At 72.1% G+C, this 25,267-nt stretch carries 24 protein-coding genes; 6 read left to right on the top strand and 18 right to left on the bottom strand.

What is annotated here, in order from left to right; all coding sequences use genetic code 11:
• Positions 1 to 232: 232 nt before the first annotated feature.
• The 10 genes from ACIRD8_RS12400 to ACIRD8_RS12355 all read right to left on the bottom strand — a co-directional run bounded on the left by ACIRD8_RS12400 (position 233) and on the right by ACIRD8_RS12355 (position 10,034).
• Positions 233 to 1,582: a sulfate adenylyltransferase subunit 1 gene (locus tag ACIRD8_RS12400; protein WP_403989444.1), complete on the bottom strand. Its 1,350-nt coding sequence runs from the start codon at positions 1,580 to 1,582 to the stop codon at positions 233 to 235.
• A gap of 164 nt (positions 1,583 to 1,746) precedes the next feature.
• Positions 1,747 to 2,682 (bottom strand): sulfate adenylyltransferase subunit CysD, encoded by a 936-nt coding sequence (gene cysD, locus ACIRD8_RS12395; protein WP_403989442.1) that lies wholly within the window; start codon positions 2,680 to 2,682, stop codon positions 1,747 to 1,749.
• The gene (gene cysC / locus ACIRD8_RS12390) at positions 2,679 to 3,248 is read right to left on the bottom strand and encodes an adenylyl-sulfate kinase (protein ID WP_099174957.1); all 570 of its coding nucleotides are present in this window, start codon (positions 3,246 to 3,248) and stop codon (positions 2,679 to 2,681) included. The genes cysD and cysC overlap by 4 nt, the downstream gene beginning before the upstream one ends.
• The gene (locus ACIRD8_RS12385) at positions 3,248 to 3,964 is read right to left on the bottom strand and encodes a phosphoadenylyl-sulfate reductase (RefSeq protein ID WP_403989440.1); all 717 of its coding nucleotides are present in this window, start codon (positions 3,962 to 3,964) and stop codon (positions 3,248 to 3,250) included. The genes cysC and ACIRD8_RS12385 overlap by 1 nt, the downstream gene beginning before the upstream one ends.
• Positions 3,961 to 4,140, bottom strand: coding sequence for a hypothetical protein (locus ACIRD8_RS12380; protein ID WP_104784589.1), 180 nt, complete (start codon positions 4,138 to 4,140; stop codon positions 3,961 to 3,963). The genes ACIRD8_RS12385 and ACIRD8_RS12380 overlap by 4 nt, the downstream gene beginning before the upstream one ends.
• Positions 4,137 to 5,834 (bottom strand): nitrite/sulfite reductase, encoded by a 1,698-nt coding sequence (locus ACIRD8_RS12375; RefSeq protein ID WP_403989438.1) that lies wholly within the window; start codon positions 5,832 to 5,834, stop codon positions 4,137 to 4,139. Before ACIRD8_RS12375 ends, ACIRD8_RS12380 begins: the two co-directional genes overlap by 4 nt.
• Positions 5,835 to 5,947: 113 nt before the next feature.
• Positions 5,948 to 6,031, bottom strand: a complete 84-nt coding sequence (locus ACIRD8_RS12370) for a putative leader peptide (RefSeq protein WP_349817346.1) — start codon at positions 6,029 to 6,031, stop codon at positions 5,948 to 5,950.
• Between the two features lie 155 nt (positions 6,032 to 6,186).
• Positions 6,187 to 6,780 carry a GNAT family N-acetyltransferase gene (locus ACIRD8_RS12365; RefSeq protein WP_403989436.1) on the bottom strand — a complete coding sequence of 198 codons (594 nt, stop codon included), beginning with the start codon at positions 6,778 to 6,780 and terminating at the stop codon, positions 6,187 to 6,189.
• Positions 6,781 to 6,831: 51 nt separating this feature from the next.
• Positions 6,832 to 8,130, bottom strand: coding sequence for a GAF domain-containing protein (locus ACIRD8_RS12360; protein ID WP_403989434.1), 1,299 nt, complete (start codon positions 8,128 to 8,130; stop codon positions 6,832 to 6,834).
• Positions 8,131 to 8,396: 266 nt separating this feature from the next.
• Positions 8,397 to 10,034: an acyl-CoA dehydrogenase family protein gene (locus tag ACIRD8_RS12355; protein WP_403989432.1), complete on the bottom strand. Its 1,638-nt coding sequence runs from the start codon at positions 10,032 to 10,034 to the stop codon at positions 8,397 to 8,399.
• Between the two features lie 17 nt (positions 10,035 to 10,051).
• Here ACIRD8_RS12355 and ACIRD8_RS12350 point away from each other — a divergent pair, with 17 nt between their 5' ends.
• A complete protein-coding gene (locus ACIRD8_RS12350; protein WP_403989431.1) occupies positions 10,052 to 11,191 on the top strand; it encodes a YihY/virulence factor BrkB family protein in 1,140 nt (379 codons plus the stop codon).
• Between the two features lie 81 nt (positions 11,192 to 11,272).
• Here the strand turns inward: ACIRD8_RS12350 and ACIRD8_RS12345 are convergent, their stop codons facing one another.
• The 3 genes from ACIRD8_RS12345 to ACIRD8_RS12335 all read right to left on the bottom strand — a co-directional run bounded on the left by ACIRD8_RS12345 (position 11,273) and on the right by ACIRD8_RS12335 (position 14,611).
• Positions 11,273 to 12,829, bottom strand: coding sequence for a 3-hydroxyacyl-CoA dehydrogenase (locus tag ACIRD8_RS12345; RefSeq protein WP_403989430.1), 1,557 nt, complete (start codon positions 12,827 to 12,829; stop codon positions 11,273 to 11,275).
• Between the two features lie 61 nt (positions 12,830 to 12,890).
• Positions 12,891 to 13,667: a CoA-transferase subunit beta gene (locus ACIRD8_RS12340; protein WP_403989428.1), complete on the bottom strand. Its 777-nt coding sequence runs from the start codon at positions 13,665 to 13,667 to the stop codon at positions 12,891 to 12,893.
• Positions 13,668 to 13,693: 26 nt separating this feature from the next.
• Positions 13,694 to 14,611, bottom strand: a complete 918-nt coding sequence (locus tag ACIRD8_RS12335; protein WP_403989672.1) for a CoA transferase subunit A — start codon at positions 14,609 to 14,611, stop codon at positions 13,694 to 13,696.
• A 153-nt stretch (positions 14,612 to 14,764) separates the two neighbouring features.
• Between ACIRD8_RS12335 and ACIRD8_RS12330 the strand changes: the two genes are divergently transcribed.
• From ACIRD8_RS12330 to ACIRD8_RS12315, 4 genes are all read left to right on the top strand, one after another.
• Complete coding sequence (locus ACIRD8_RS12330) at positions 14,765 to 15,655, top strand: LysR family transcriptional regulator (protein WP_403989427.1); 891 nt, start codon at positions 14,765 to 14,767, stop codon at positions 15,653 to 15,655.
• Positions 15,656 to 15,781: 126 nt separating this feature from the next.
• Positions 15,782 to 17,008, top strand: a complete 1,227-nt coding sequence (locus ACIRD8_RS12325; protein WP_403989426.1) for an acetyl-CoA C-acetyltransferase — start codon at positions 15,782 to 15,784, stop codon at positions 17,006 to 17,008.
• Positions 17,009 to 17,122: 114 nt separating this feature from the next.
• The gene (locus tag ACIRD8_RS12320) at positions 17,123 to 18,466 is read left to right on the top strand and encodes an MFS transporter (protein WP_403989424.1); all 1,344 of its coding nucleotides are present in this window, start codon (positions 17,123 to 17,125) and stop codon (positions 18,464 to 18,466) included.
• A gap of 46 nt (positions 18,467 to 18,512) precedes the next feature.
• Positions 18,513 to 18,971, top strand: a complete 459-nt coding sequence (locus tag ACIRD8_RS12315; RefSeq protein WP_403989423.1) for a MaoC family dehydratase — start codon at positions 18,513 to 18,515, stop codon at positions 18,969 to 18,971.
• Positions 18,972 to 19,036: 65 nt separating this feature from the next.
• On the opposite strand, the gene ACIRD8_RS12310 is transcribed toward ACIRD8_RS12315, so the two are convergent.
• From ACIRD8_RS12310 to ACIRD8_RS12295, 4 genes are read right to left on the bottom strand one after another with little or no spacing between them, the layout of a single operon-like run.
• Positions 19,037 to 20,512 carry a sialate:H+ symport family MFS transporter gene (locus tag ACIRD8_RS12310; RefSeq protein ID WP_403989421.1) on the bottom strand — a complete coding sequence of 492 codons (1,476 nt, stop codon included), beginning with the start codon at positions 20,510 to 20,512 and terminating at the stop codon, positions 19,037 to 19,039.
• 53 nt (positions 20,513 to 20,565) lie between these two features.
• The gene (locus ACIRD8_RS12305; protein ID WP_403989419.1) at positions 20,566 to 21,246 is read right to left on the bottom strand and encodes an N-acetylmannosamine-6-phosphate 2-epimerase; all 681 of its coding nucleotides are present in this window, start codon (positions 21,244 to 21,246) and stop codon (positions 20,566 to 20,568) included.
• On the bottom strand, positions 21,243 to 22,187 hold the full coding sequence (locus ACIRD8_RS12300) for an ROK family protein (RefSeq protein WP_403989417.1): 945 nt from the start codon (positions 22,185 to 22,187) through the stop codon (positions 21,243 to 21,245). Before ACIRD8_RS12300 ends, ACIRD8_RS12305 begins: the two co-directional genes overlap by 4 nt.
• Positions 22,184 to 23,143, bottom strand: a complete 960-nt coding sequence (locus ACIRD8_RS12295; protein WP_403989416.1) for a dihydrodipicolinate synthase family protein — start codon at positions 23,141 to 23,143, stop codon at positions 22,184 to 22,186. The genes ACIRD8_RS12300 and ACIRD8_RS12295 overlap by 4 nt, the downstream gene beginning before the upstream one ends.
• Before the next feature lie 163 nt (positions 23,144 to 23,306).
• Here ACIRD8_RS12295 and ACIRD8_RS12290 point away from each other — a divergent pair, with 163 nt between their 5' ends.
• Entirely contained in the window at positions 23,307 to 24,035 is a 729-nt protein-coding gene (locus ACIRD8_RS12290) for a FadR/GntR family transcriptional regulator (RefSeq protein WP_403989414.1), read from the top strand.
• Here the strand turns inward: ACIRD8_RS12290 and ACIRD8_RS12285 are convergent.
• Positions 24,005 to 25,189, bottom strand: coding sequence for an FAD-dependent monooxygenase (locus tag ACIRD8_RS12285; RefSeq protein WP_403989412.1), 1,185 nt, complete (start codon positions 25,187 to 25,189; stop codon positions 24,005 to 24,007). The genes ACIRD8_RS12290 and ACIRD8_RS12285 overlap by 31 nt on opposite strands.
• Positions 25,190 to 25,267: the final 78 nt, after the last annotated feature.

Genomic DNA, 25,267 nt, shown 5'->3' with positions numbered 1-25,267 from the left:
GAGGCTTTCCTCTCGTTGGCCCGGTGCTCACGTCCCCCTGGAGTCGGGTGGCGCGGCCGGGCGGTCGGCAGGTCTTCGTCTGAACTGGCGGTGCGGGTCGTGCAGGCGGGCGCGCAGGCAGTGCGCGTACGTCATCACGCACATCGCCCGACCCCGCCCTGGCCGCTGCCGAGGGCGCCGCTGCCGACCCGGCCGCCCTCCTTCGCGAAGGTCGAGAAGAAATCGGTGATCATCAGAAGTCCCACTCCGCGTCCTCGGCGGTGGTGTCCGCGTCCGTGGCCCCGTCGGTGACGGCGGCGAACGAGGCGCCCGCCATGCCGGCCGTCAGCGTCGTACCGTCGGCGGGGTCGATCAGCAGGAACGAGCCGGTGCGCCGCGAGTCCGCGTAGGCGTCGAGCGCGAGGGGCTCGGCGGTACGGACCACGACCCGGCCGATGTCGTTGGCCACCAGCTGCCCGGGGGCCGGGTGCTGGGAGAGGTCGTCCAGCGTCAGCCGCGACGGGATGTCCTTGACGATCGCCTTGACCGTGCGGGTGGTGTGCTTGAGCAGCACCCGCTGGCCCACGGTGAGCGGCCGGTCGGCCACGTGGCAGACGGTCGCCTCGACGTCCTGCGTGACGGCGGGGGCGTCGTCGGCCGGTGCGATCAGGTCGCCGCGCGAGATGTCGATGTCGTCGGCGAGCCGGATCGTCACCGACTGCGGGGCCCAGGCGATGTCGACGCTCTCACCGAGCGCGTCGATGCCCTCGATCGTCGTGGTGCGTCCGGACGGCAGTACGGAGACGCTCTCGCCGACCCGGAACACCCCGGCGGCGATCTGACCGGCGTACCCCCGGTAGTCGGGGTGTTCGGCGGTCTGCGGGCGGATCACGTACTGCACCGGGAAGCGCGCGTGGCACTCGGTGAGGTCGTGGCTGACCGGCACCGTCTCCAGGTGCTCCAGGACCGTCGGGCCGCCGTACCAGTCCATGTGGGCGGAGGGCTCCACGACGTTGTCGCCGGCCAGCGCCGAGATCGGGATCGCGGTGATCTCCGGGACGCCGAGGGAGGCGGCGTACGCGGTGAACTCCTCGGCGATCGCGGCGAACACCGGCTCCGCGTAGTCCACCAGGTCCATCTTGTTCACGGCGAGCACGACGTGCGGGACGCGCAGGAGGGCCGCGACGGCGGCGTGCCGGCGGGTCTGCTCGACCACGCCGTTGCGGGCGTCGACGAGGACGACGGCCAGCTCGGCCGTCGAGGCGCCGGTCACCATGTTGCGGGTGTACTGCACATGGCCCGGGGTGTCCGCGAGGATGAAGCGGCGGCGCGGCGTGGCGAAGTAGCGGTACGCCACGTCGATGGTGATGCCCTGCTCGCGCTCGGCGCGCAGCCCGTCGGTCAGCAGCGCCAGGTCGGGCGCCTCCTGGCCGCGGTTGGTGGAGGCCAGCGCGACGGCTTCCAGCTGGTCGGTGAGGACCGACTTCGAGTCGTGCAGCAGTCGTCCGACGAGGGTCGACTTGCCGTCGTCGACGGACCCGGCGGTGGCGAACCGCAGCAGGGTGGTGGCCGAGAGCTGCTCGGTGGTGGTGGTCGTGGTCATGGTGGGCCTCTCGTGTGGATCAGGCCGGGTCAGGGAGCGGGGTCTGGTGCCGTGCATCGCAAGGCGGAGGAGGGAGGCGACGCGGAGCGTCGTCGACTGACGACAACGCCGCGAGGTGCGGTGCCAGGGCCCGCGAGCCCCGGCATGATCCACACGAGAGGCCCTCAGAAGTACCCCTCGCGCTTGCGGTCTTCCATCGCGGCCTCGGACATCTTGTCGTCGGCGCGGGTGGCACCCCGCTCGGTGAGCCGGGAGGCGGCGATCTCGGTGATCACGGCGTCCAGGGTGGTGGCGTCGGAGTCGACGGCGCCGGTGCAGGACATGTCGCCGACGGTGCGGTAGCGCACCTGCCGGGTCTCCACCTTCTCGTGGTCCTTGGGGCCGCCCCAGTCGCCGGCGGTCAGCCACATGCCGGAGCGGCTGAAGACCTCGCGCTCATGGGCGAAGTAGATCTCCGGGAGCTCGATGCCCTCGCGCTCGATGTACTGCCAGACGTCCAGCTCGGTCCAGTTGGAGATCGGGAAGACCCGGACGTGCTCGCCTGCGGCGTGGCGGCCGTTGTAGAGCTGCCACAGCTCGGGGCGCTGGCGGCGCGGGTCCCACTGGGAGAACTCGTCGCGCAGGGAGAAGACGCGCTCCTTGGCCCGGGCCTTCTCCTCGTCGCGCCGTCCGCCGCCGAACACGGCGTCGAAGCGGTGCTGCTGGATGGCCTCGGTGAGCGGCACCGTCTGCAGCGGGTTGCGGGTGCCGTCGGGGCGCTCGCGGAGCTTGCCCGCGTCGATGTACTCCTGGACGGAGGCGACGTGCAGGCGCAGCCCGTGCCTCTCGACGGTGCGGTCGCGGTATTCGAGGACCTCGGGGAAGTTGTGCCCGGTGTCCACGTGGAGCAGCGTGAAGGGGACCGGCGCGGGGGCGAACGCCTTCAGCGCGAGGTGCAGCATCAGGATCGAGTCCTTGCCGCCGGAGAAGAGGATCACCGGCCGCTCGAACTCACCCGCCACCTCACGGAAGATGTGCACCGCCTCCGACTCCAGGGAGTCCAGGTGGCTCAGCGCGTACGGGTTGACGGTGCCTTCCGGCACGGTGGCGACGGTGCTCACGCCAGGCCCCTCTCGGTGAGCAGCGCACGGAGCGCCGCTGCGGACTCCTGCACGGTCTGCTGGTGCGACTCGATCCGCAGATCCGGCGACTCGGGTGCCTCGTAGGGGTCGTCGACCCCGGTGAGGCCACTGATCTCGCCGGCTGCCTGCTTGGCGTACAGCCCCTTCACATCGCGCTCGGAGCACACCTCGACCGGGGTCGCGACGTGCACCTCCAGATACGCGGTGCCCTCCTGCTGGTGGCGCTTGCGCACCGCGTCCCGGCTGTCGGCGTACGGCGCGATGACGGGGACGAGGGCCTTGACGCCGTTGGCCGCCAGCAGTTCGGCGACGAAGCCGATCCGCTGGACGTTCGTGTGCCGGTCCTCGCGGGAGAAGCCGAGGCCCGCGGAGAGGAACTCCCGGATCTCGTCACCGTCGAGCACCTCGACCCGGTGGCCGTCGGCGCGCAGCCGGCCGGCCAGCTCGTAGGCGATGGTGGTCTTGCCCGCGCTCGGCAGACCGGTGAGCCAGACGGTGGCTCCCGTCTCCGTCACGCTCATCGATATCTCCTGATCAGTCGTCATCAGCCGTGCAGCCCGCATTCGGTCTTGCCCCGCCCGGCCCAGCGGCCGGCCCGTGCGTCCTCGCCCTCCAGCACCCGGCGGGTGCAGGGCGCGCAGCCGACGGAGGCGTAGCCGTCCATCAGCAGCGGGTTGGTCAGTACGCCGTGTTCGGCGACGTACGCGTCCACGTCGTCCTGCGTCCAGCGGGCGATCGGTGAGACCTTGACCTTGCGGCGCTTCTCGTCCCAGCCGACGACCGGGGTGTTCGCCCGGGTCGGGGACTCGTCGCGGCGCAGCCCGGTCGCCCAGGCGGCGTACGCCGTCAGCCCCTCCTCCAGCGGCTTGACCTTGCGCAGCGCGCAGCACAGGTCGGGGTCGCGGTCGTGCAGCTTCGGCCCGTACTCGGCGTCCTGTTCGGCCACCGACTGACGCGGGGTCAGCGTGATGAGGTTGACGTCCATCACGGCGTCCACCGCGTCCCGGGTGCCGATGGTCTCCTCGAAGTGGTAGCCGGTGTCGAGGAAGACCACGTCCACGCCGGGGAAGACCCGGGAGGCGAGGTGGGCGACGACCGCGTCCTCCATGGAGGAGGTGACGCAGAAGCGCTTGCCGAAGGTGTCGGCCGCCCAGGTCAGGATGTCGCTCGCGGAGGCGTCCTCCAGCTCGCGCCCGGCCCGCTCGGCCAGGTCCCTCAGTGCCTCGTCGGTGAGCTCGGCGGCGTGCAGCGTGTCCGTCATGTCCCGTCCCCTTCCACGTCGTTGCGCTGGAGCCCCTGGGCCAGCAGGCCCAGGAACTTCAGCTGGAACGCGCGATTGCAGGAAGCACATTCCCAGGCGCCGTGCCCGGTCTCGTGCGGGCGCAGGTCCTCGTCGCCGCAGTACGGGCAGTAGAACGGCGCGGCTCGTTCGCTCATGACAGCGACTCCGCACTGGCCCTGGCGGCCCAGGTCGCGAAGCGCTCGCCGTCCTCGCGCTCCTCCTGGAACTTCCCGAGCACCCGCTCGACGTAGTCCGGGAGTTCGGCCGAGGTGACCTTCAGGCCGCGGACCTTGCGGCCGAAGCCGGCCTCCAGGCCGAGCGCGCCGCCGAGGTGCACCTGGTAGCCCTCGACCTGGTTGCCCTCGCCGTCCAGCATGAGCTGGCCCTTGAGACCGATGTCCGCGGTCTGGATGCGGGCGCAGGCGTTGGGGCAGCCGTTGATGTTGATGGAGAGCGGCTCCTCGAAGTCCGGCATGCGGCGCTCCAGTTCGTCGATGAGCGCGGCGCCGCGCGCCTTCGTCTCGACGATCGCCAGCTTGCAGAACTCGATGCCGGTGCAGGCCATCGTGCCGCGCCGGAAGGGGGTGGCGTGCACCTGGAAGTCCAGTGCCTCCAGGCCGGCGGTCAGGGACTCGATCCGGTCCTGCTCGACGTCGAGGATGAGCATCTTCTGCTCGACGGTGGTGCGGACCCGGCCCGAGCCGTGCGCCTCGGCCAGGTCGGCGATCTTGGCCAGGGTGGAGCCGTCCACCCGGCCGACGCGCGGGGCGAAGCCCACGTAGAAGCGGCCGTCCTGCTGGGCGTGCACACCGATGTGGTCGCGCCAGCGGGAGGAGGGCTGCGCGGGCGGCGGACCGTCCAGCATCGGGCGCTTGAGGTACTCGTCCTGGAGGATCTGGCGGAACTTCTCCGGGCCCCAGTCGGCCATCAGGAACTTCAGGCGGGCGCGGGTGCGCAGCCGGCGGTAGCCGTAGTCGCGGAAGATCCCGACGACACCGGCCCAGACGTCGGGGACCTCGTCCAGCGGCACCCAGGCGCCGAGGCGCTCGGCGAACCGCGGGTTGGTGGAGAGCCCGCCGCCGACCCACAGGTCGAAGCCGGGGCCGTGCTCGGGGTGGTCGACGCCCACGAACGCGATGTCGTTGATCTCGTGCACCACGTCCTGGACCGGCGAGCCCGAGATCGCGGTCTTGAACTTGCGGGGCAGGTTGGAGAACTCCTTGCTGCCGATGTACCGCTCGTGGATCTCCTCGACCGCGGGGGTGCCGTCGATGATCTCGTCGGCGGCGATGCCCGCCACCGGCGAACCGATGATCACGCGGGGGCAGTCACCGCAGGCCTCGGTGGTCGACAGCCCGACCGCTTCGAGCTTCTCCCAGATCGCCGGGACATCCTCGATGCGGATCCAGTGCAGCTGGACGTTCTGCCGGTCGGTGATGTCGGCGGTGCCGCGCGCGTACTCCTGCGAGATCTCGCCGATGACACGCAGCTGCGCGGTCGTCAGCTTCCCGCCGTCGATGCGCACGCGCAGCATGAAGTAGCGGTCGTCCAGCTCCTCCGGCTCCAGCACGGCGGTCTTGCCGCCGTCGATGCCGGGGCGGCGCTGGGTGTACAGCCCCCACCAGCGCATACGACCGCGGAGGTCGTTCGGGTCGATGGAGTCGAATCCACGCTTCGAGTAGATCGTCTCAATGCGCGTCCGCACGTTGAGACTGTCGTCGTCCTTCTTGAACTGCTCGTTCCCGTTGAGCGGGGTGAAGTGACCCATGGCCCACTGACCTTCACCACGGTGACGTCCGGCCTTGCGGCGGGGCGTGGCGGTAGCAGGCTTCTCGGGGATGGCGGCCATGGCGATACGTCCTTCGGGACTGCAGGAGGGCGGCTCTGAACTGCACACTCGCGTGAGGCGCGGCGGTGCGCAGGGGTGGAGCGGACTTCAGGAGATCTCGGTGCTGGTGACTCTCAGCGGACCGGACAGATGGCGCTGGACATGCGGCCGAGGTCGACGTGCCGCCGACTCACCAAGGCAATTCCAGTTCCAGACATGACGGAAGCGTGTCACGCGGATCTCGGGCCAGTCCACCACGATCCAATATGTGGACGAGATGGTCCCGAAATGTGAGACGATGTGGCGCTGATCACGTCGCCCTGTCGATAAAGCGATACGAACGCCGTGTGAAGGCGGCGCGAAGACCCCGTGATCAGGCGTGCGCGCCGGGCCAGGGGCCGGGGTTCACGACGTCGGGCTCCTGCTCGACCTTCGTGTCGTACAGCCGGAAACCCCGGCGCAGGTAGTTGTCCATCGCGTGCGGGCCGTCATTGGAGCACGTGTGCAGCCACACCCTCTTGGTGGGGGTCCGCTCCGGATGGCGCTCGGTGAGGTCCCAGGCGCGCGCCACGCCGTACGACAGGAGGTGACCGCCGATCCGGCGGCCCCGGAAGGCCGGGATCAGGCCGAAGTAGGCGATCTCGACCGCCCCGTCCTCCTGGGCGTCCAGCTCGATGAACCCGGCCGGCGTCCCGTTCTCGTACGCCACCCAGGTCTCGGCCGCCGGCCGCTCGACGATCTCCTGCCACTGCGCGTAGCTGAGGCCCAGCCGGTCGGTCCACCGGACGTCGCCGCCCACCGCCGTGTAGAGGAACCGGCTGAACTCCGGCAGCGGTGTCCCCGCGCGGGCCACCGTCACTCCGTCCGCGGGCGCGGCGGCCGGGCTCAGATCGGCGGGCGACGTCTGCTCCAGATACCAGACGGTCACGTCGGAGACGGCGGGGGCGGAATGCGTGGAGTGGCTCATGGCGGCCAGAAAACCACGGCCACGGCCCCCGCTCCAACCCGGCCCCCCAGGTCAGACCGTTCCCGCGGGCATCCGCGCCCTGAGCACCACCGGAGCCGTCGAGCGGGGCAGCAGATCGGCCGGCACCTCCGGGTGGACCACCTCCACCTCGACGCCCTCACGGAAACGGTACGGGCGGTGGGCCAGCACCTCCGCGAGATGGCGGCGCATCCGCGATATCTCGGCCCGCACCGTCACCGTCCTGGACGCGTCCCCGAAGACGTCCCCGGCCAGCTCCGCAGCGGTGCGCCCCTCCCGGTGCAGGGCCAGCGCGTAGAGCAGCTCCGCGTGGCGCGGCGAGAGCCGGCGCGTCCAGCTCCCCACGGGCCCCGCCACATGCACCGCGAGCCCCTGCTCCCGGCTCAGGTCGAGCACCACCCGGCGCGGCGCGCGTTCGTGCGCGCCCTCCGCGACCTGCACCAGCCAGCCCCCGGGCAGCGGCTCCACCCGGCACATCCCGAGCGAGGCCAGCCACACCGTGCCCGGCTCCAGCGACTTCGGCAGCGGCAGCCGGTCCACCGGCGGCATCCCGCTGACGGCGGCCAGCCAGCCGTGGGTGTCCACCACCAGCGCGCGGCCGCCCAGCCGGCACAGCAGCGGGGCGGCCACCGAGCGCAGCCGCTCGATCGCCACCAGGTGCCGGGTGCGCAGCTCGCTCTCCGCCAGCGCGGCCACCGAACCGACCAGCGCCAGTGTCGCCGGGTGGAAGGTGGAGGCGGGCCCGCTGATGTCCACGATGCCCATCAGCCGGCCGTCCCGGGGGTCGCGCACCGGGGCCGCCGCGCAGGTCCAGCTGTGCAGGGCGCGGATGAAGTGCTCGGCGGAGTGGACCTGGATGGGGGTGCGCGCGGCGAGCGCCGTACCGATGGCGTTCGTCCCCGTCGCCGACTCCGCCCAGGCGGCCCCCTCCTCCAGGCAGATGTCCTTGGCCCGGCGCATCACGGCCTGGTGGCCCTGGCGCCACAGGACCCGGCCCTCGGTGTCGGTGACGACCATGATCTGCTGCGCCGCGTCCGCGATCGTGGCCAGCCCCTCCCGCAGCAGGGGCATGACCTCGCCGAGCGCCGTGCTCCTGCGCCGGTGCTCGATCTCGTCCGTCTCCAGGAGCCTGCTCTCCGGGGACTGCTCGGGATCGATCCCGCTGCGCAGCACCCGGTCCCAGGACGCGTCGATCTCCGCGCGCGGGGCCGCCGCCGTGCGCTCGCCCGCCAGCCGGGCCTCCCGCGCACGGTGGATCAGACGCTCGGTCACCGCCGGGTACGAGGTGTTCTCCGGCCGCGGCCGCGGCCGCGCGGCACGGTGAGATTCCATGACGAGTCCCCCCAACAAGGCGTGGGCCCGGTCGGGAAGAGAGCGACCCGGCCCCGAGGACACATCCTGCCCTGCACGGTGCCCGTTGGCTCGCACTCCACGCAATGGTTGCAACCGTTTGCAACTCTGGTGACCGGGCCGTGGACCGTAGAAGAGTGGTGGAACACCGTGCGGAGAGTCCTCGACCCGCCGTGCGGTGCTGCACAAGCGTGGAGGGTGGTGCCGTGTCGGCGCAGCACCACCCTCCGTCGTTTGTCCCGTCGGCCCTACCCCTCCTGGGCCCGCGCCCGCTCCACCACCGTGGCCAGGTCCAGGCTGTGCGGCAGCGTCCCGAACGCCGAGCCCCAGTCCCCGCCGAGCCGTGAGGCGCAGAACGCGTCCGCGGTCTCCGGAGGCGCCCAGCGCAGCAGCAGCGAACCCTGCAGCACCAGGGCCATCCGCTCCACCAGCCGCCTGGCCCGCGCCTCGACGGCGTCCAGGTCCGCCAGCTCCGTCAGCAGGTCCTTGATCGCCGCGTCCAGCCGGTGGTCCGCCCCGCGCGCCTTCCCGACCTCCTGGAGGAAGGCGTTGAGCGCCTGCGGCTCACGCTGCAGCGCCCGCAGCACATCCAGGGCCTGTACGTTGCCCGAGCCCTCCCAGATCGAGTTGAGCGGGGCCTCGCGCAACAGCCGGGGCATCCCGGACTCCTCGACGTAACCGTTGCCGCCGAGGCACTCCAGGGCCTCCCCGACCACCGCCGTGCACCGCTTCGTCACCCAGTACTTGGCCGTCGGCACCGCGATCCGCAGGAAGGCCCGCTCCTCCTCCGTGTCCGCGTCGTACGCGGCGGCCAGCCGCATCGCGAGCGTCGTCGCCGCCTCCGACTCCAGGGCCAGGTCCGCCAGTACGTTGCGCATCAGCGGCTTCTCGATCAGCAGTCCGCCGAACGCGCTGCGGTACGCGCTGTGGTGGATCGCCTGTGCCACTGCCTGGCGCATCAGCGCCGCCGAACCGACCACGCAGTCCAGCCGGGTCGCCGCCACCATCTCGATGATGGTGCGCACCCCCCGTCCCTCCTCGCCGACCCGGCGGGCCCACGTCCCGTCGAACTCGACCTCGGAGGAGGCGTTGGACCTGTTGCCCAGCTTGTCCTTGAGGCGCTGGATCGCGAAGGCGTTGCGGGCTCCGTCCGGCAGGACCCGCGGCACGAGGAAGCAGCTCAGCCCGCCCGGCGCCTGCGCCAGCACCAGGAAGCCGTCGGACATGGGCGCCGAACAGAACCACTTGTGGCCGGTGAGCAGATACTCCCCGTCACCGGACAGCGGCTCGGCCCGGGTGGTGTTGGACCGTACGTCGGTGCCGCCCTGCTTCTCCGTCATGCCCATCCCGAAGAGCACACCGGCCTTCTGCGACGCGGGGCGCAGACCCTCCTCGTACACGTGCGAGGTCAGCAGCGGCTCCCACTCCGCCGCCAGCGCCGGATCGGTCCGCAGCGCCGGGACCGCCGCGTGCGTCATCGACAGCGGACAGCCGTGGCCCGCCTCGGCCTGCGTCCAGACCAGGAACCCGGCCGCACGCCGGACATGGCCGCCCGGCCTGCCCCAGGCGTCCGTCAGTCCGGCCGTGACCGCGTGCCCCAGCAGCCGGTGCCAGGCCGGGTGGAAGTCCACCTCGTCGATGCGGTGCCCGTAACGGTCGTGCGTACGCAGCTTCGGGGGATTCTCGTTCGCCTGCGCACCCCACTCCTGGGCCTGGAAGGAGCCTGCGGACCGGCCCAGCGAGCCGAGTTCCTCCCGGGCCTCGTCGAGGATCCCGGGTGCGAGGTGCCGCTCGACGGCCTCGGTCAGGGCCCGGTCGCCGGCGAAGACGTCATAGCCGACCAGCGGCGGAACCTGGTTGGTCACTGTGTGGGTGCTAGGTGCCATGCCGATACGGTAAGGAGGTGCAGGCAGCAAATGAAACACCCGAGCGGCCACCGGGCCGGCTCCACCGGGCCCGTGTTCTCTACCGCAACGTCTCGAAGCGGCAGATGGCGTGGCAATTGCTCAAGGACACGGTCAATTCGTGCGTCGAGTACCGCATCCTGGGCCTCGCGGCCGAGGCGGCGTTCTTCACCCTGCTGTCCCTGCCGCCGCTGCTGCTCGGCCTGATCGGGCTCCTCGGTTACGTCGACGACTGGACGGCCACCACCACGGTCGCCTCCATCGAGCGCAACATCCTGGGCGCCGTGCAGACGGTGCTGTCCGAGCGCGGTGTCAACGAGATCGCCAAGCCCCTGATAGCCGACGTGACCACGGGCGCGCGCCCCGACGTCATCTCCCTCGGCTTCGCCATCGCGCTCTGGTCCGGATCACGCGCCGTGAACGTCTTCATCGACACCATCACCGTGATGTACGGCCTCGACGGCCACCGCGGCATCGTCAAGACCCGTCTGCTCGCCTTCCTGCTGTACGTGGTCGCGCTGCTGCTCGGCGCGGTGGTGCTGCCGCTGCTGGTGGTCGGCCCCGACCGGGTGGTGGAGTTCGTCCCGTGGGGCACCGAGGTGCTCGCGGTCATGTACTGGCCGCTGGTGATACTGCTGTCCATCGCGTTCCTGACGACCCTCTACCACGTGTCCGTCCCCGTCCGCTCGCCGTGGATAGAGGACGTGCCGGGGGCGCTGGTCGCGCTCGGGATGTGGGTGGTGGGCAGCTTCCTGCTGCGGATCTATCTGACGAGCACGGTCGAAGGGCCCACCATCTACGGCTCGTTGGCGGCGCCCATCGCTGTCCTGCTCTGGATAGGTATCTCCGCTTTCGCCGTACTCGTGGGTGCCGCGGTGAACGCGGCGATCGACCGCGTCTGGCCCTCCCTCGCCACGGCGGCGGCCCGCGCCGCCAGCGACCGGATCAAGGCCGCCCAGGCCGCGGAACTCGTGGCACGGGCGGCGAACTGGGACGCGTACGCCGATGACGACGAGGAGGAGGACGTGTCCATGCCGTCCGAGTTCCCCGAGCGCTGGTCACGCTTCCTGCCCCCGGACGACGTGAAGTCCCGTCTGCACGGGAACCGCGACGGGAACCGCGACAAGGACGCCCCCTGAGGAGGGCGGCCCCGCCGGCACGAGCTGCCGGACCGGCGGGTCGCCCTCGACGCCCTCGGGGGAACGGCCCCGGCGCCCGGTTCAGGCGCAGTCGGCCGGCGAGGTGCCCGGCGCCGTGAGCGGCAGGCCCAGCTGAGCGCGTTCGGTGAGCCACCGGGTCGGCCGGTACCGGTCGTCGCCCGTCGTGGCGTGCAGGGACCGCTGGAGCTCCAGCATCCGCGCGGCGCCGACCCGGTCACCCCAGGCCAGCGGCCCTGCCGGGTACCCGAGGCCGGTCGTGACGGCGAGGTCGATGTCCGCCGGGGTGGCCAGTGAGCGCTCCGCGATCGAGGCGGCGACCGAGACCACCGAGGCGAGCAGCCGCTGCGCCACCGAACCGGCGGTGTCCCGCACCACCGACACGGACCAGGCCTCCTCGCCGTCCGCCGCACGGGCCAGGACCGCACGGGCGTCCCGCGCGGCGGCCGGGTCGGCCGCGGGCGTCACCGCGAGCACCCGGCGACGGCCCGCCGGGGCCAGCGGGTCGACGCCGAAGGTGCGGTCGGCGGGCAGCCCCAGCGAGGCCACCGCGGCCGCCACGGTGGTGCCCCACACGGGGACCAGGACCAGGGCGCCGCCGGTGGGGGCGGAACCGGACTCGACCGTGGCCCCGGCGGCGGCCAGCGTGACCCGCAGCGCCGCCGTGTGCCGCGCGTGCGTACCGTCCGCGCCATCCGCGCCGTCCGCGACGAACACGGGGCGGTCGGCGTCCCCCGTCACCGGCGGTTCCGGCGCCACGGCGGGCGCCTCGGGGCCGTATGCGAACCAGCCCTGTCCGGTCTTACGGCCGTGCAGGCCCGCGGTCACCCGGTTCGGGGTCAGATACGACGGGCGGAGCCGGTCCTCGTGGCGGAAGCCCTGCCAGATCGAGTCGATCACGGCGGCGGTGACATCGAGCCCGGTCAGGTCCATGAGCTCGAAGGGGCCCATGCGCAGCCCCAGGACGTCCCGGGCGATCCGGTCGATCCCCGCCGGGTCGGCGACGGACTCCTCCAGCAGCGCCAGGGCCTCGGTCACCAGCCCCCGGCCGGCGTGGTTGACCAGGAAGCCGGGGGTGTCGGCGACGGTGACCGCCCGGTGGCCGCAGCTCTCGACCAGCTCCGTGAGGGCCTGCGGGATCCCGGGGCGGGTGGCGGCGCCCGGCACGACCTCGACGATCCTCATCAGCGGTACGGGGTTGAAGAAGTGCAGCCCCGCGAGCCGCCCCGGGTCCCGCAGCGAGGCGCCGATCCGGGTCACCGACAGGGACGAGGTGTTGGTCGCGAAGACCGCGGAGTCCGGCAGGGCCTCCTCCAGCTTGCCGAAGACCTCGGCCTTGGTGTCCAGGTCCTCCCGTACGGCCTCGATCACCAGCTCGACCTCGGGGCCGGGCGCCCACGGGTCGTCCAGCGGGACCAGTCGCTCCAGGGCCGCGTCCCGGTCCCCGGCGGACATCCGCCCCTTCTCCACGGCGCGCCCCAGCATGGACCGCACGAAGTCCACGGCCGCGGTCACCGCTTCGGTCCGGACGTCGCACAGCTCGACGGTGTGTCCGCCGGCCGCCGCCCACTGGGCGATACCGCGGCCCATGGCTCCGGCGCCGACGATCCTGATACGCATGGCAGTTACGGTCCTCTCGGTGGGGATCGGGGGAGTGCTCCCCGGGATCGGGGGAGTGTCCTCAGCGAAGATAGACGCGGCCGGGGTCGACGTCCTCCCGCAGGAGCCGCAGCTCCGCCGCGGTCGGCGGCGGCACGGTCCCGACCTCGTCGGACACCTTCAGCTCCCAGCCGGTCGCCTCCCGCACCTGATCCACCGTCACCCCCGGGTGCAAGGCGATCAGTTCGAGCTCCGAGCCGACGCCCTCGCGCGCCAGGATGCCCAGTTCGGTGATGACCCGGGTGACACCCGCGCCCAGCGGCCGGATGCCCTCGGCGAGCGCGCGGTCGGGCCCCGGGGTGGTGCAGAAGTCCAGGGTCCCGGTGAAGGAGCGCGGGTTGTGGCGGCGCATCACCACGAACACCTCGTGGGAGTTGGCCATCACCTCGACGGCGCCGCCCGAGCCGGGCAGCCGGACCGCGGGGCTCTCCCAGTCGCCGATGACGGAGGTGTTGAGGTTGCCCCACCGGTCGATCTGCGCGGCGCCGAGGAAGCCCACGTCGATGTGACCGCCCTGCAGGACGCAGCCGAACAGCGCCGGCATCGACAGCACGGCCTCCGCGCCCGAGATGAGCACGGCGTCGGCGATGGTCTCCGGCAGATGCGAGGGATGCGCGCCGCAGACCCCGGACTCGTACACCACCTCGATGTCCGGAGCGACCGTCAGATGGGCGAGCTCGGTGGCCAGTGTCGGCAGCCCGATACCGGCGAACACCGTACGCCGCGAAGCCAGTTCGCGGGAGGCGACGACGGAGAGCAGCTCGGACGAGGTGACGCTCTCCGGTGCGGTGGTGGTCATCTGGTGTTCCTTCCCCTGCGGCGCGCTCACAGCCGCCGCCCGTAGTTCACCGGTTCGCTGAGCGCCTCGCCCACCGCGAGCCCCGCCCAGAAGTCCTCACCCAGCTTGTCGACGTACTCGGCGTGGTCCGCCGTTCCGTACACCCACTCGGCCAGCCAGGCCCGCAGCCGCTCCGGGTCCTTGCTGATGTGCGACCAGGCCCGGTAGAAGGCGTTGTCGCGGTCGTAGTAGCCCTGCGCGAAGGACGGGTGCGCGCCGCGCGGGCAGACGACGACGGCGTCCACGGCGTGGGAGGGGACGACCGTGCGGTTGGGGTCCGAGCGGACCACCTCGTCCTCGACGATCTCCTCGACGACGACGATCGCCTTGTCCGCTGCGTACACCGCCTCGGCCTGGATGCCGGTGAGTCCCCAGATCTGGGTGTTGCCCCGGCGGTCGGCCCGCTGGGCGTGGATGATCGTCACGTCCGGGTTCACCGGCGGTACGACGTAGATCTGCTCCTGTTCCCCGTCGGGCCCGGGATACGGCGAGGTCACCTTGCGCAGATCGCTGTTGACGGAGGGCAGGTCACTGCCGCCGTAGCTGCGCAGCGGGTAGAACGGCAGCCGCTGGGACCCCGCGAGGTAGCGGCAGACCATCCCGTAGTGGCTGTACTCCTCGAAGGCCAGCGGGGCCGGGTCGGCGCGCTCGATCCTGCGCCGCAGCTCACCGAGCGAACCGGCGGAGGAGTTGCCCACGAAGGAGGAGACCAGCCGCGAGACACATCCCGCGGCGAGCATCTGGTCCACCACGATGTCCGCCGTCATCCGTACGACGGTGAGGTCCTTGCGGCCCTGGCGGATGATCTCGTGCCCGGCGGCGGTGGGGACGAGATGGGTGAACCCTTCGAGGCTGACGGTGGCTCCGTCGTGCACGAAGGCGGCCACGGCCTCCTTCATCGACATGACTTTGCCGGCCCCGTAGGCCGTATCCGTCCGCTTCACGGTGCTCCTCGGCGAGTGCGTCCTGGTCGCCCTTACCGTGTCAGCGGTCATTGATTGCTGTCCAATACCGAATTAAGGTCGGATCAAGACTCACCGTTAATGAATGGACCTTCGATGGAACTGCGTCATCTCACCGCGTTCACCGCTGTCGCCGAGGAGCTGCACTTCGGCCGCGCGGCCAAGCGGCTCCAGATGGCGCAGCCCCCGCTCAGCCAGCAGATCCGGCAGCTGGAGAAGGAGCTCGGCGTCCAGCTCTTCGAGCGCAACACCCGCTCGGTGCGGCTCACCAGTGCGGGGGAGTCCTTCCTCGAACCCGTACGGACCGTGCTCGACGACCTCGACATCGCCGTACGGGCCGCCAAGGCCGCCGGGCGCGGGGAGTACGGCCGGGTCACCATCGGCTTCGCCGGGGCGTCCAGCCACGAGACGCTGCCCCTGCTGACCAGGGCCGTGCGGGCCGCCCACCCCGGGATCGAGCTGGCCATGAAGGGCCAGACGTACGCCAACGTCGCCCTCTCCCGGGTCGCCGACGGCTCCCTCGACCTGGGGTTCGTCCGGCTGCCGGTCACCCAGCCCGGGGTCGCCTACCGGGTGATCGACGAGGAGGAGCTGCTCTGCGCGCTGCCCTCCGACCACCCGCTCGCCCGACTGGAGAGCATCCCGATCGGGATCCTCGCCGACGAACCCTTCGTCTCCTTCCCCGCGAACGCCGGCTCCACGGTGCGCGACGCGATGGTCCAGGTGTGCGAGGCCGCCGGCTTCAACCCGCGCGTGGTGCAGGAGGCCCCCGACTCGTACACGATCCTGGCCCTCGTCGCCGCGGGCGTCGGCGTCACGCTCACGGTCTCCTCCGTCCGCCACATCCAGCAGAACGGGCTGGTCTACCGGCCCCTCGACGGCCCGCCCGTCCGGCGCCAGGCCGCGCTCGCCTGGCGCACGGACAACCCCTCGGCCGCGCTCCGCGCGGTGCTCGCGGTCGCCGTGGAAGCCCTGCCCACCCCGTAGGGCCGTCCTCGCACCCCGATTGAGACGCACAGCGTCTTGAAAGGCGGGCAACTCGATATTGGACCGACTCAGTGGTCGGGTGCGAAGGTCACCCCACACACCCGAGCCGCCGAAAGGTGTTCCGCCGTGCCCGACCAGACCGATGTCGTCATCTGCGAACCGCTGCGCACCCCCATCGGGCGGTTCGGCGGAGCCTTCGCCCAGCAGACGCCCGCCGCGCTCGCCGCACGCGTCATCGCCGAGGTCGTCGCCCGTACGGGAATCGACCCGGACCGGGTGGACGAGGTGATCCTCGGACACGCCTACCCCACGTCCGAGGCCCCCGCCATCGGCCGGGTCGCCGCCCTGGACGCCGGACTCCCCGACACCGTCACCGGCATCCAGACCGACCGCCGCTGCGGCTCAGGCCTGCAGGCCGTCCTCGACGCGGCGATGCAGATCCGGGCCGGGTTCAGCGACGTCGTCGTCGCGGGCGGCGTCGACGTCATGAGCGCCGCCCCCTACTACACCCACGACGGCCGCTGGGGCATCAAGGGCCCCGGCCTCCAGCTCCACGACTCCCTGGCCCGGGGCCGGGCCACCGCGGGCGGGATTCACCACCCCGTACCCGGCGGCATGATCGAGACCGCCGAGAACCTGCGCCGGGAGTACGGGATCAGCCGCGCCGACCAGGACGCCCTCGCCCTGCGCTCCCAGGCCCGCACGGCCCGCGCCGTGCGGGAGGGGCGCTACGACGCGGAGACCGTACCCGTGACCGTACGCACCAGGAAGGGCGAGACGGTCGTCACCGCCGACGAGCACCCCCGCCCGGACACCACCGCCGAGCAGCTCGCCGCGCTGCGCCCCGTCATGGCGAAGACCGACCCCGAGGCCACCGTCACCGCGGGCAACGCGAGCGGGCAGAACGACGCGGCGGCCGCCTGCCTCGTCACCAGCGCCGCCACCGCCGAACGCCTCGGGCTCACCCCCCTCGTCCGGCTCGTCTCCTTCGCCCGCGCGGGCGTCCCCGCCGCGACGATGGGCATCGGCCCCGTCCCCGCCACCCACGCGGCCCTCGGCCGGGCCGGACTCACCCTCGCCGACCTCGACCTGATCGAGATCAACGAGGCGTTCGCCGCCCAAGTCCTGGCCTGCACCCGGGAGCTCGGTCTCGGCGAGAAGGACCACGAGGAGCGCATCAACGTCAACGGGTCCGGTGTCTCGCTCGGCCACCCGGTCGGCGCCACCGGCGCCCGCATCCTCGCCACGCTCAGCCGGGAGATGCACCGCAGCGAGGCGCGCTACGGCCTGGAGACCATGTGCATCGGCGGTGGCCAGGGCCTTGCCGCGGTCTTCGAACGCATCCCCGCCTGACAACCCCCGTCCCCTCTTTCCGTCCCCTCTCCACCACGCGACCCAGGCGTCTCGGGCGACGCCGGGCCCGTCGTGCCCCCATCCGCTCGTTCCACCATGTTCACGGGAGCCACCATGAGTGCGACCACCGCAACCGCACGCGAGAAAACGAAAGCCGCCAACCGCGCGGGGTTCGGAGCCTTCATCGGCTCCACCATCGAGTGGTTCGACTTCTACATCTACGGAACCGCGGCAGCGCTCGTCTTCGACAAGGTGTTCTTCCCCGAACTCGAAGGCCCCATAGGCACCCTGGTCGCCTTCGCCACCTTCTGGGTCGGCTTCCTCGCCCGCCCCCTCGGCGGCATCATCTTCGGCCACTACGGCGACAAGCTCGGCCGTAAGAAGACCCTCGTCATCACCCTGCTGATGATGGGCATCTCGACCACCGCGATCGGTCTGCTGCCCGGCTACGCCTCCATCGGCATCGCGGCCCCGATCCTGCTGGTCTGCATCCGCATGATCCAGGGCATCGGCCTCGGCGGTGAGTGGGGCGGATCCGTCCTGATCGCCTCCGAGCACGCCCCCAAGGGCAAGTCGGTGCTGTACGGGGCGTTCGCCCAGCAGGGCTCGCCCGTCGGCAACACCCTCTCCACCGTGAGCTTCCTCGCCATCAGCCAGCTGCCCGACGAGGCGTTCGTCTCCTGGGGCTGGCGGGTGCCGTTCCTCGCCTCCGCCGCACTCGTCATGGTCGGTCTGCTGGTCCGCCTGAAGGTCACGGAGTCCCCGGCCATGGCCAAGCTCATCGAGAAGAAGGAAGTCGCCAAGCTCCCGCTGAGCGAGGTCCTGCGCAGCCACCCCATGCTGATCGTCCTCGGCATCGGCGCCTGCACCATCGGCCTGTCGGCCACCTACTTCAAGTCGACGTTCGCCCTGTCCTGGGCCACCACGTCACTGGGCTTCGACCGCAGTTCGTTCCTGACGATCATCCTCGTCGCCAACATCACCCAGATCATCGTCCAGCCGTTCGGCGCCCTCATCGCCACCCGGATGAAGAGCTGGTCCCGCGCGGTGATCGTGATGCTGGTCCCCGAGCTGATCCTGATGCCCGTGATGTTCGTCCTCATCAGCACCGAGAACTACGGCCTCGCCATGCTGGGTGTCGCCGTCGCCACCATCCCGCACTGCCTCTACTACGCGGCGCTCGCCGGCATGCTCGCCAGCCGCTTCCCGGCCCATCTCCGCTACACCGGCATCTCGCTCTGCTACCAGCTCTGCGGCACCCTGCTCGGCGGGACCACCCCGATCATCGGCCAGTTCCTGCTCAACCGGACCGGCTCGATCACCGCCGTCATCGCGTACGCCGTCTTCCAGGTCGCGCTGACCCTGGGCTGCATGCTCCTCCTGCTCAAGCGCCCCAACCACGACGAGCAGGCCGCCGAGCCGGTCGCCGCGCCCCGCACCGCGCCCGTCACCGCCTGACAGCCCGGCCTCCTCACCCGCCTCACCCGCAGAACGGAGTACGTCCATGCCGCTGACCGCCCACGGCATCCCGGAGATCCTCGCCCTCGGCGGGCGCGACCTCGGGCGCTCGGAGTGGAAGGAGGTCACCCAGGAGCTGATCGACGCCTACGCCTACGTCTCGGGGGACCACCAGTGGATCCACACCGACGTCGAGCGGGCCGCCTCCGGTCCGTACGGACGCACCATCGCCCACGGCTACATGGTGCTGAGCTGGGGCATCCCCATGTTCGGCGAACTGCTCCAGGTCACCGGTGTGGGACGCGCGCTCAACTACGGGGTGAACCGGGTCCGCTACCCGGCGCCCGTCCCCGTCGACAGCCGGGTCCGGCTGCACGCGTCCGTCACCGAGGTGAAGGAGGTCGCGCGGGGCGGCGTACAGATGACGCGGGGCTTCACCTTCGAACTGGAGGGGTCGGAGAAGCCGGCCTGCGTCGCCGAGTCGCTGACGCACTTCTACCCGTAGGGCCGGAAGCACGCACGGAGGCGCCCGCCCGGGATCCCGGGCGGGCGCCTCCTCGTCGCGGAGCGCTACCCGACGCGGTCCGCCCCGCGCGGCTCACCGGCCCGGTCGTCAGGCACGGCCAGGTGGTCCGTCCGCGCGTCCGGGTCCGTCAGCCGGTTCAGCCGGGCCGGTACGTCGAAGCCGACCAGCAGCACCACGATCACCGTGCCCGCGAAGGTCAGTACCGCCAGGGCCTGACCCAGGTCCATCCCGGAGGCCAGATGGGCCCCGAGCACCGGGGCCACCGCCCCGCCGAGCGCGCCCACGTTGTACGTGAAGCCCAGTGCGGCCCCACGGCTCGCGGTCGGGAAGTGGCCGCCGATGTAGCGCGGCAGCAGCCCGGAGATGCCGAAGCTGGTGGCCTGCAGCAGGAACAGCAGACAGCCGAGCAGCAGCAGGTTGTCCTTCACCGCGAAGACCGGGTAGACGAAGGCCAGCGAGGCCAGCAGTGTCAGCGCGTACGCCTTCTTCGCACCGATCCGGTCACCCAGGAAGCCCGCCCCCCAGCAGCCCACCATGGTGCCGAAGCCCGCGAAGTACAGGACGTCCGTCACCTGGCCGGTCGTGTAGCCCAGGTCGGTCTTCAGATAGGTGGGCAGCAGCGCCTGGATGGGCCAGGAGTACAGGAACGCGAAGAACAGCGTCACGATCATCGAGACGTACAGCAGCCAGCCGCGCTTCCCGCCCAGCTGTACCGCGAGCGCCACAAGGGCGAGGCCCGCGACCACCGAGAGCACCGGCACCAGGCCCTCGCCGCCCGGCGTGAAGACCAGGAAGAGGGCGAGCGTGGCGGCCACGATCAGGACGGTGTTCGTCACGGCCAGCCGCGAGGTCCGGAACAGCGGCCGGAAGGGATTGGGCTTGGCGCCCTGGTCCGCGACGTCCGCCGTCCACTCCTCGGCCTCCGGCAGGGCCCTGCGCATCCACAGCGCCACCGCGATCGGGATCAGGCCGAGGTAGAACATCCAGCGCCAGCCGAGCGAGGGCACCACCCAGTCGTAGACCTGTGCTGCGAGGACCGAGCCGACGGAGAAGCCGGAGATCAGGAAGCCGCTGGCCCGGCTGCGCAGCCGGGCGGGCCAGCTCTCCATGACGTACGTGGCGCTGGCGCCGTACTCACCGGCCATGCCCATGCCGATGGCGAGCCGGGCCGCGAAGAGGCTGTGGTAGTTCCAGGCGAACCCGCACGCGAAGGTGCCCAGCGAGTAGAGCAGGATGCTCAGCACCATGGAGAGCTTGCGGCCGTACCGGTCGCCGATGGCGCCCAGGATCGCGCCGCCCAGCCACCGGGTGATGAAGGCACCGGAGACCAGGCTGGCCGCCTGCACCGTGCTCAGCCCGAAGTCGTCACTGATCTCGGTGAGGACGAGCGTGATCAGGACGAAGTCGAACCCGTCGAGGACGTATCCGATCCAGGCGGCGAAGAAGGACTTCCACTGCGTACCGCTCACCTCGCGGTACCAGGGGAGCGTGGGGGATGTTTTCTGCACGGTGCGCTCCATGGTGCGGGACGGCGTCTCGTGGACGGGCTGCCGTCCCGCGTGGTGAGGGCTGCTCAGGGCCGGGCGAGGCCGGCGACGAAGCGGGAGGTCAGGGCGGTGGGTGCGGTGATGGCCGTACCGACCACGACGCTGTGGGCGCCGCGGGCGAGAGCCTCGGCAGCCTCCTCGGGGGTATTGATACGGCCTTCGGCGACCACCGGTACAGATACGGCGGCCGAGAGAGATGTCACAAGGTCCAGGTCGGGGCCGGTCTGCTTCGGGGTCCCCGGCACATATCCGGACAGGGTCGTGGAGACGAAGTCCGCTCCCTGACCGGCGGCGGCGATCCCCTCGGCGAGCGTGGAGACGTCCGCCATGACGAGGGCGCCGGCCGCGTGCACGGCGGTGACCAGCTCGGCGAAGGTGGAGCCGTCGGGTCGGGGCCGGTCGGTGGCGTCGGCGGCGACGACGGCCGCGCCGGCCTCGACGATCGCCAGGGCGTGCCGGACGGTCGGGGTGATGTAGACCCCGGTGTCGCCGTCCTTCCACAGGCCGATGACCGGGAGGTCCACGGCCGCGGTGATCGCGGCGACGACCTCCGGCTCGTTGGCGCGGATCGCGGAGCCGCCGCCGGCCACGGCCGAGAGCGCGAGGCGTACGAGGGTGGCGGTCTCCCGCATCGGGTCGCCGGGAGGCGCCTGGCAGGAGACGATCAGCTGGCCCTTCAAGGTGTCGGCCAGGTCCTGTGCGGTCATCGGAGAGCTCCCGGGTGGTGGAGGGGAAGGGTGGTGGTCAGGGCCGCGGCGCCCAGCACGGCGGCGTCGTGGCCGAAGAGCGGGGGCTCGGGGAGGAGCCCGCGCAGCGGTGGCATCAGCTCGGCGGTGAAGGCGGCGGCCAGGGCGTCGCCGTACAGCGTGCCGATCCGCGGGACCCCGCCGCCGACGACGACCCGGTCGGGGCCGAGCGCGTTGGCGAGTCCGCCGAGTACCCGCCCGGCCGCCGTCGCCCCGGTGGTGATGGCGTGTACGGCGGCCTCCTCGCCCTCGGCGGCGCGGGCGGCCACCGTTTCGAGCCGGTCCACCGGTGTGCCGGTGAGCCGCCCGTAGTGGGCGGTGATGCCGGGCCCGGAGGCGATGACCTCCAGATGCCCGGTGGCCCCGCAGGTGCAGGGCAGTCCGGCGGCCTCCGCGCTGGGCAGGTGGCCCAGGTGGCCCGCGATACCGGACGCGCCGTGCAGCATCCGGCCGTCGACGGCGAGCGCGCCGCCCACGCCCGTGCCGACCGCCGCGAACAGCAGCGAACCCTGGCGGTCCGGCAGCGCGGCGAGCTCCGGTCCCGCGGTGGCGCGTACGTCGTTGTCGCAGGCCACCGGCAGACCCGTACGGTCCGCGAGTCCGGCGCCGAGCGCGGTGCCCGCCCATCCGCTGATGGAGTCGGTGGCGCTGGTGACCATGCCGCTGCGGGGGTCGACGACCCCGGCGGCCGCGATGCCGAGCGCCGTGGCCAGGTCGCCCGGGTCCACCTCGGCCGCCGCCGCGGCGAGCGCGTCGAGCACCGCCCCGGCGCCCTCCCGGGCGGGGGTGGGCCGGGTGTGCCGTGCCAGCACCGTGCCGTCGGCGGCGAAGAGCGCGGCCGCGATCTTCGTACCGCCGAGGTCGAGGCCGATCACCACGGCCCCGGTCGCCTGCGCGCTCATCGGACCGGCGGCAGACCGGCGGCGCGCAGCCGCTCCCCGATCAGCGCGACGGACTCGTCGGAGAGCTGGATCTGCGGGAAGACGGTGGCGCCGTTGTCGATGACACCGAGCAGCCGCAGCGCGTGCTTGAAGGAGCCGAGCGCCGAGGAGCTGCGGCCCATGTCCTGCTCCGGGCCGACGTCGACCATGGCGAAGAGCTCGATGAGCCGCTCCTGCTCCCGGGCGGCGAGGTCCCAGTCACCGGCGCGCGCGGCGTCGTACAGCCGGACGTAACCGGCCGGGTCCACGTTGCCGATGCCGGGCACGACACCGTCGGCCCCGGCCAGCAGCGCCGCGTCCACGGTGAGCTCGGAACCGGTCAGCACGCTGAAGTGCGGCACCGGTCCCTGCGCCCGGCCCCCGCGCCCGCCGAGTTCCACGATCAGCCTGCGCAGCCCGCCCTCGTCACCGCTGCTGTCCTTGAGGCCGGCGAGGGTGCCGTCCTCGGCGAGCTCGCGCACCAGGGCGCCGGAGAGCTTGGAGTGCACGGCGACCGGGATGTCGTAGGCGAAGAGCGGCAGGTCGACGGCGGCGCGCAGCGCGCGGAAGTGCGCGGCGATCTCCTTCGGGTGCGTACGGGTGTAGAAGGGTGCGGTCGCCACGAGGGCGTCCGCGCCGAGCTCCGCGGCGGTCCGGGCGTGCTCGATGACCCGGGCGGTCGTCGTGTCGATGACCCCGGCGAGTACCGGGACCCGGCCGGCTGCGGCGGTGACGACGGTCCTGAGCGCGGTGGCGCGCTGGTCGTCGGTCAGATAGGCGACCTCGCTGGTGGAGCCGAGGGCGAAGAGCCCGTGCACGCCGCCGTCGACGAGGTGGCCGACGAGCCGGGTCAGGGAGGCCGTGTCGACCTCCCCGAGGTCGTCGAGCGGGGTGCAGACCGGCGGTACGACGCCGTGCAGCGGTGCGGTCAAGGACATGGTGTGGGGCTCCAGCTCGTTCGGAACGCGCCCGCCGCCCGGAAGGGGAGACGGGGCCGCGACATGAGACGTAAGATGTCCTATGTCTGGACTCACCTTAAACAGATGCACCGGCGGCCGGTCAAGAGGTACCGGGCGCCGGCGACACCTCAGGAGGACCGTTGTGGCCCGCCCCACCATGGCTCAGGACATCGAGCGAAGGATCAAGGAACTGATCCTTGAACGCAGACTCGGCCCGGGCGACCCGCTGCCCACGGAGGCCGAGCTGATGGAGCTGTTCTCGGCCGGACGCGTCTCGGTGCGTGAGGCCCTCAAGGCGCTCCAGGCCATGAACGTCGTCGAGATCCGGCGTGGCTTCGGGACCTTCGTCGGCTCCCTCTCCCTGTCGCCCTTCGCCGAGGGGCTGGCCTTCCGGGCCGCCGTCCGGCACGGCCGGGGGGAACCGGGCCTGCTGGAGCTGATGAAGGTGCGCGAGGCGCTGGAGACCGGACTGGTCGGCGCCGTCACCGCCGGTGTGCCCGCGGAGGACCTGGCCGTGCTGCGGGCCCTCGTCGCGACCATGGAGACCGAGGCCGCACAGGGCGGCCGGGTGGCCCGGGCCACCGACCGCGCCTTCCACCTCGCGCTCTACGCCTCCCTCGACAACCACCTGCTCAGCGAGGTGCTGGACGCGTTCTGGGCGGCCATGGACCGGGTGCGCGAGGACATCGACGACGGCCACCAGGACCCCGCGGTCACCTGCCGCCAGCACCACGAGATCGTCGAGGCGGTCGCGGCGGCCGACGGCGCCCGTGCGGTACGCGCGATGCGCACCCACTTCGACGGCATCCGCCACCGCCTGGAGTCCGGCCGTCCTGAGCCTCAGTCCGCGCCGGCCTCCGTGCCCGCGTAGAGATAGCTGCTCGCGCCCGCCAGGGTGGCGCGGCACCACGCGTCCACCGCGCCTTGGTCCATCGCGGTCCAGTCCGGGGTCCGCTCCACCTGGGCGCGGCCCAGCCGGCGGCCCAGGTCCACCAGCCGCGCCCCCTCCGGGGTGCGCTCGTGGGCGTAGCGCCGCAGGGCTTCGGCCGCCGAGGCCGACGCCCGCAGCGCCTCCTCCAGGCAGAGCGCGTCCTGGAGCGCCTTCACGGCCCCGCTCGCCGTATGTGGGCGGGTCACCCCCGCCGCGTCGCCCGCGAGCAGGAACGGCGGGTCCGCCGCGACGGGCGCGTGCAGGTCGGCGACGGGGTGGCAGGTCATCGCGGTGTGCTCGCCGCGGGCCACGATCTCGGCCCACTCCTGGGGGAAGTACTCCTCGGCCAGCTGACGTACGTACCCGGCCTCACCCCGCGAACGCCCGGGCGGGGTCGCGTAGATCGCGTAGGCGAGCAGCCGGTCGTCCGGCCCTCCGCCGCCCCGCGGGATCAGATAGAAGATGCCGTGCCCGCCGGGGAATCCGACCGTCACCCACGCCTCGCGCAGCAGCTCCAGGGGCCGGCGATGGTCCGCCGTCGCGCTCAGCGGGAGCGTGCCGCGCCACACCGCGTAACCGGCCGGGGAAGGGCGCAGGCCCGGTGCCAGGACGCGGCGGGTGAGCGACTCGTGCCCGTCGGCGCCCACGATGATGTCGTAGGTGGCCTCGCCCTGTGGCGCACGCACGAGAGCGCCGCCCGAGGCGGTCCGCACGACCGCGGTGACGGGGCGCCCGCGGTGATGGCGCGCTCCGGCCGAGGCGGTGCGCAACGCCTGCCACAGCAGACCCCAGTTGCAGGGGGTGACCGGGCTGGGCTGTCGCGCGAACTCGCGTGCCGATCCGTCCGGCGCCCGGGTCAGCCAGACGCGGGCCGCCACGGGGGCGGTCGGCATGGCGGCGTCCAGATAGCCCGTGGCGACCAGCCGTCCGTGCAGGGCGGGCGGGATGACGATCCCGAGCCCCCGGTCCTGGAGCGCGCCGGCGCTGCGCTCGTACACGGTGACGTCCGCCCCCGCCCTGAGGCCCGCGACCGCCATCGCGCATCCGGCGATGCTGCCGCCGACCACGCCCATCCGCAGGCCCGTTGCCGCCATGCCGCCGCCCTCCGTCCGCCGGCCCGGGGGTTCCCGGGGAGGTGTCGTCCACCATCGTCGCAGCCGACCGGGTGCGGA

This window comes from Streptomyces sp. NPDC102451, from assembly GCF_044765485.1.
Lineage (GTDB): Bacteria > Actinomycetota > Actinomycetes > Streptomycetales > Streptomycetaceae > Streptomyces.
This window is presented reverse-complemented; position numbering and strand designations above follow the sequence as displayed.

Coding starts and splice junctions, on each gene's coding strand:
- ACIRD8_RS12305 (WP_403989419.1), bottom strand. CDS start 21,246: ATGACCGCACAGGACCTGGCCGACACCTTGAAGGGCCAGCTGATCGTC.
- ACIRD8_RS12365 (WP_403989436.1), bottom strand. CDS start 6,780: ATGAGCCACTCCACGCATTCCGCCCCCGCCGTCTCCGACGTGACCGTC.
- ACIRD8_RS12330 (WP_403989427.1), top strand. CDS start 14,765: ATGGAACTGCGTCATCTCACCGCGTTCACCGCTGTCGCCGAGGAGCTG.
- ACIRD8_RS12295 (WP_403989416.1), bottom strand. CDS start 23,143: ATGTCCTTGACCGCACCGCTGCACGGCGTCGTACCGCCGGTCTGCACC.
- ACIRD8_RS12370 (WP_349817346.1), bottom strand. CDS start 6,031: ATGTCTGGAACTGGAATTGCCTTGGTGAGTCGGCGGCACGTCGACCTC.
- ACIRD8_RS12310 (WP_403989421.1), bottom strand. CDS start 20,512: ATGGAGCGCACCGTGCAGAAAACATCCCCCACGCTCCCCTGGTACCGC.
- ACIRD8_RS12315 (WP_403989423.1), top strand. CDS start 18,513: ATGCCGCTGACCGCCCACGGCATCCCGGAGATCCTCGCCCTCGGCGGG.
- ACIRD8_RS12345 (WP_403989430.1), bottom strand. CDS start 12,829: ATGCGTATCAGGATCGTCGGCGCCGGAGCCATGGGCCGCGGTATCGCC.
- ACIRD8_RS12375 (WP_403989438.1), bottom strand. CDS start 5,834: ATGGCCGCCATCCCCGAGAAGCCTGCTACCGCCACGCCCCGCCGCAAG.
- ACIRD8_RS12335 (WP_403989672.1), bottom strand. CDS start 14,611: ATGTCGATGAAGGAGGCCGTGGCCGCCTTCGTGCACGACGGAGCCACC.
- ACIRD8_RS12400 (WP_403989444.1), bottom strand. CDS start 1,582: ATGACCACGACCACCACCACCGAGCAGCTCTCGGCCACCACCCTGCTG.
- ACIRD8_RS12340 (WP_403989428.1), bottom strand. CDS start 13,667: ATGACCACCACCGCACCGGAGAGCGTCACCTCGTCCGAGCTGCTCTCC.
- ACIRD8_RS12300 (WP_403989417.1), bottom strand. CDS start 22,187: ATGAGCGCGCAGGCGACCGGGGCCGTGGTGATCGGCCTCGACCTCGGC.
- ACIRD8_RS12360 (WP_403989434.1), bottom strand. CDS start 8,130: ATGGAATCTCACCGTGCCGCGCGGCCGCGGCCGCGGCCGGAGAACACC.
- ACIRD8_RS12320 (WP_403989424.1), top strand. CDS start 17,123: ATGAGTGCGACCACCGCAACCGCACGCGAGAAAACGAAAGCCGCCAAC.
- ACIRD8_RS12285 (WP_403989412.1), bottom strand. CDS start 25,189: ATGGCGGCAACGGGCCTGCGGATGGGCGTGGTCGGCGGCAGCATCGCC.
- ACIRD8_RS12385 (WP_403989440.1), bottom strand. CDS start 3,964: ATGACGGACACGCTGCACGCCGCCGAGCTCACCGACGAGGCACTGAGG.
- ACIRD8_RS12380 (WP_104784589.1), bottom strand. CDS start 4,140: ATGAGCGAACGAGCCGCGCCGTTCTACTGCCCGTACTGCGGCGACGAG.
- cysC (WP_099174957.1), bottom strand. CDS start 3,248: ATGACGACTGATCAGGAGATATCGATGAGCGTGACGGAGACGGGAGCC.
- ACIRD8_RS12355 (WP_403989432.1), bottom strand. CDS start 10,034: ATGGCACCTAGCACCCACACAGTGACCAACCAGGTTCCGCCGCTGGTC.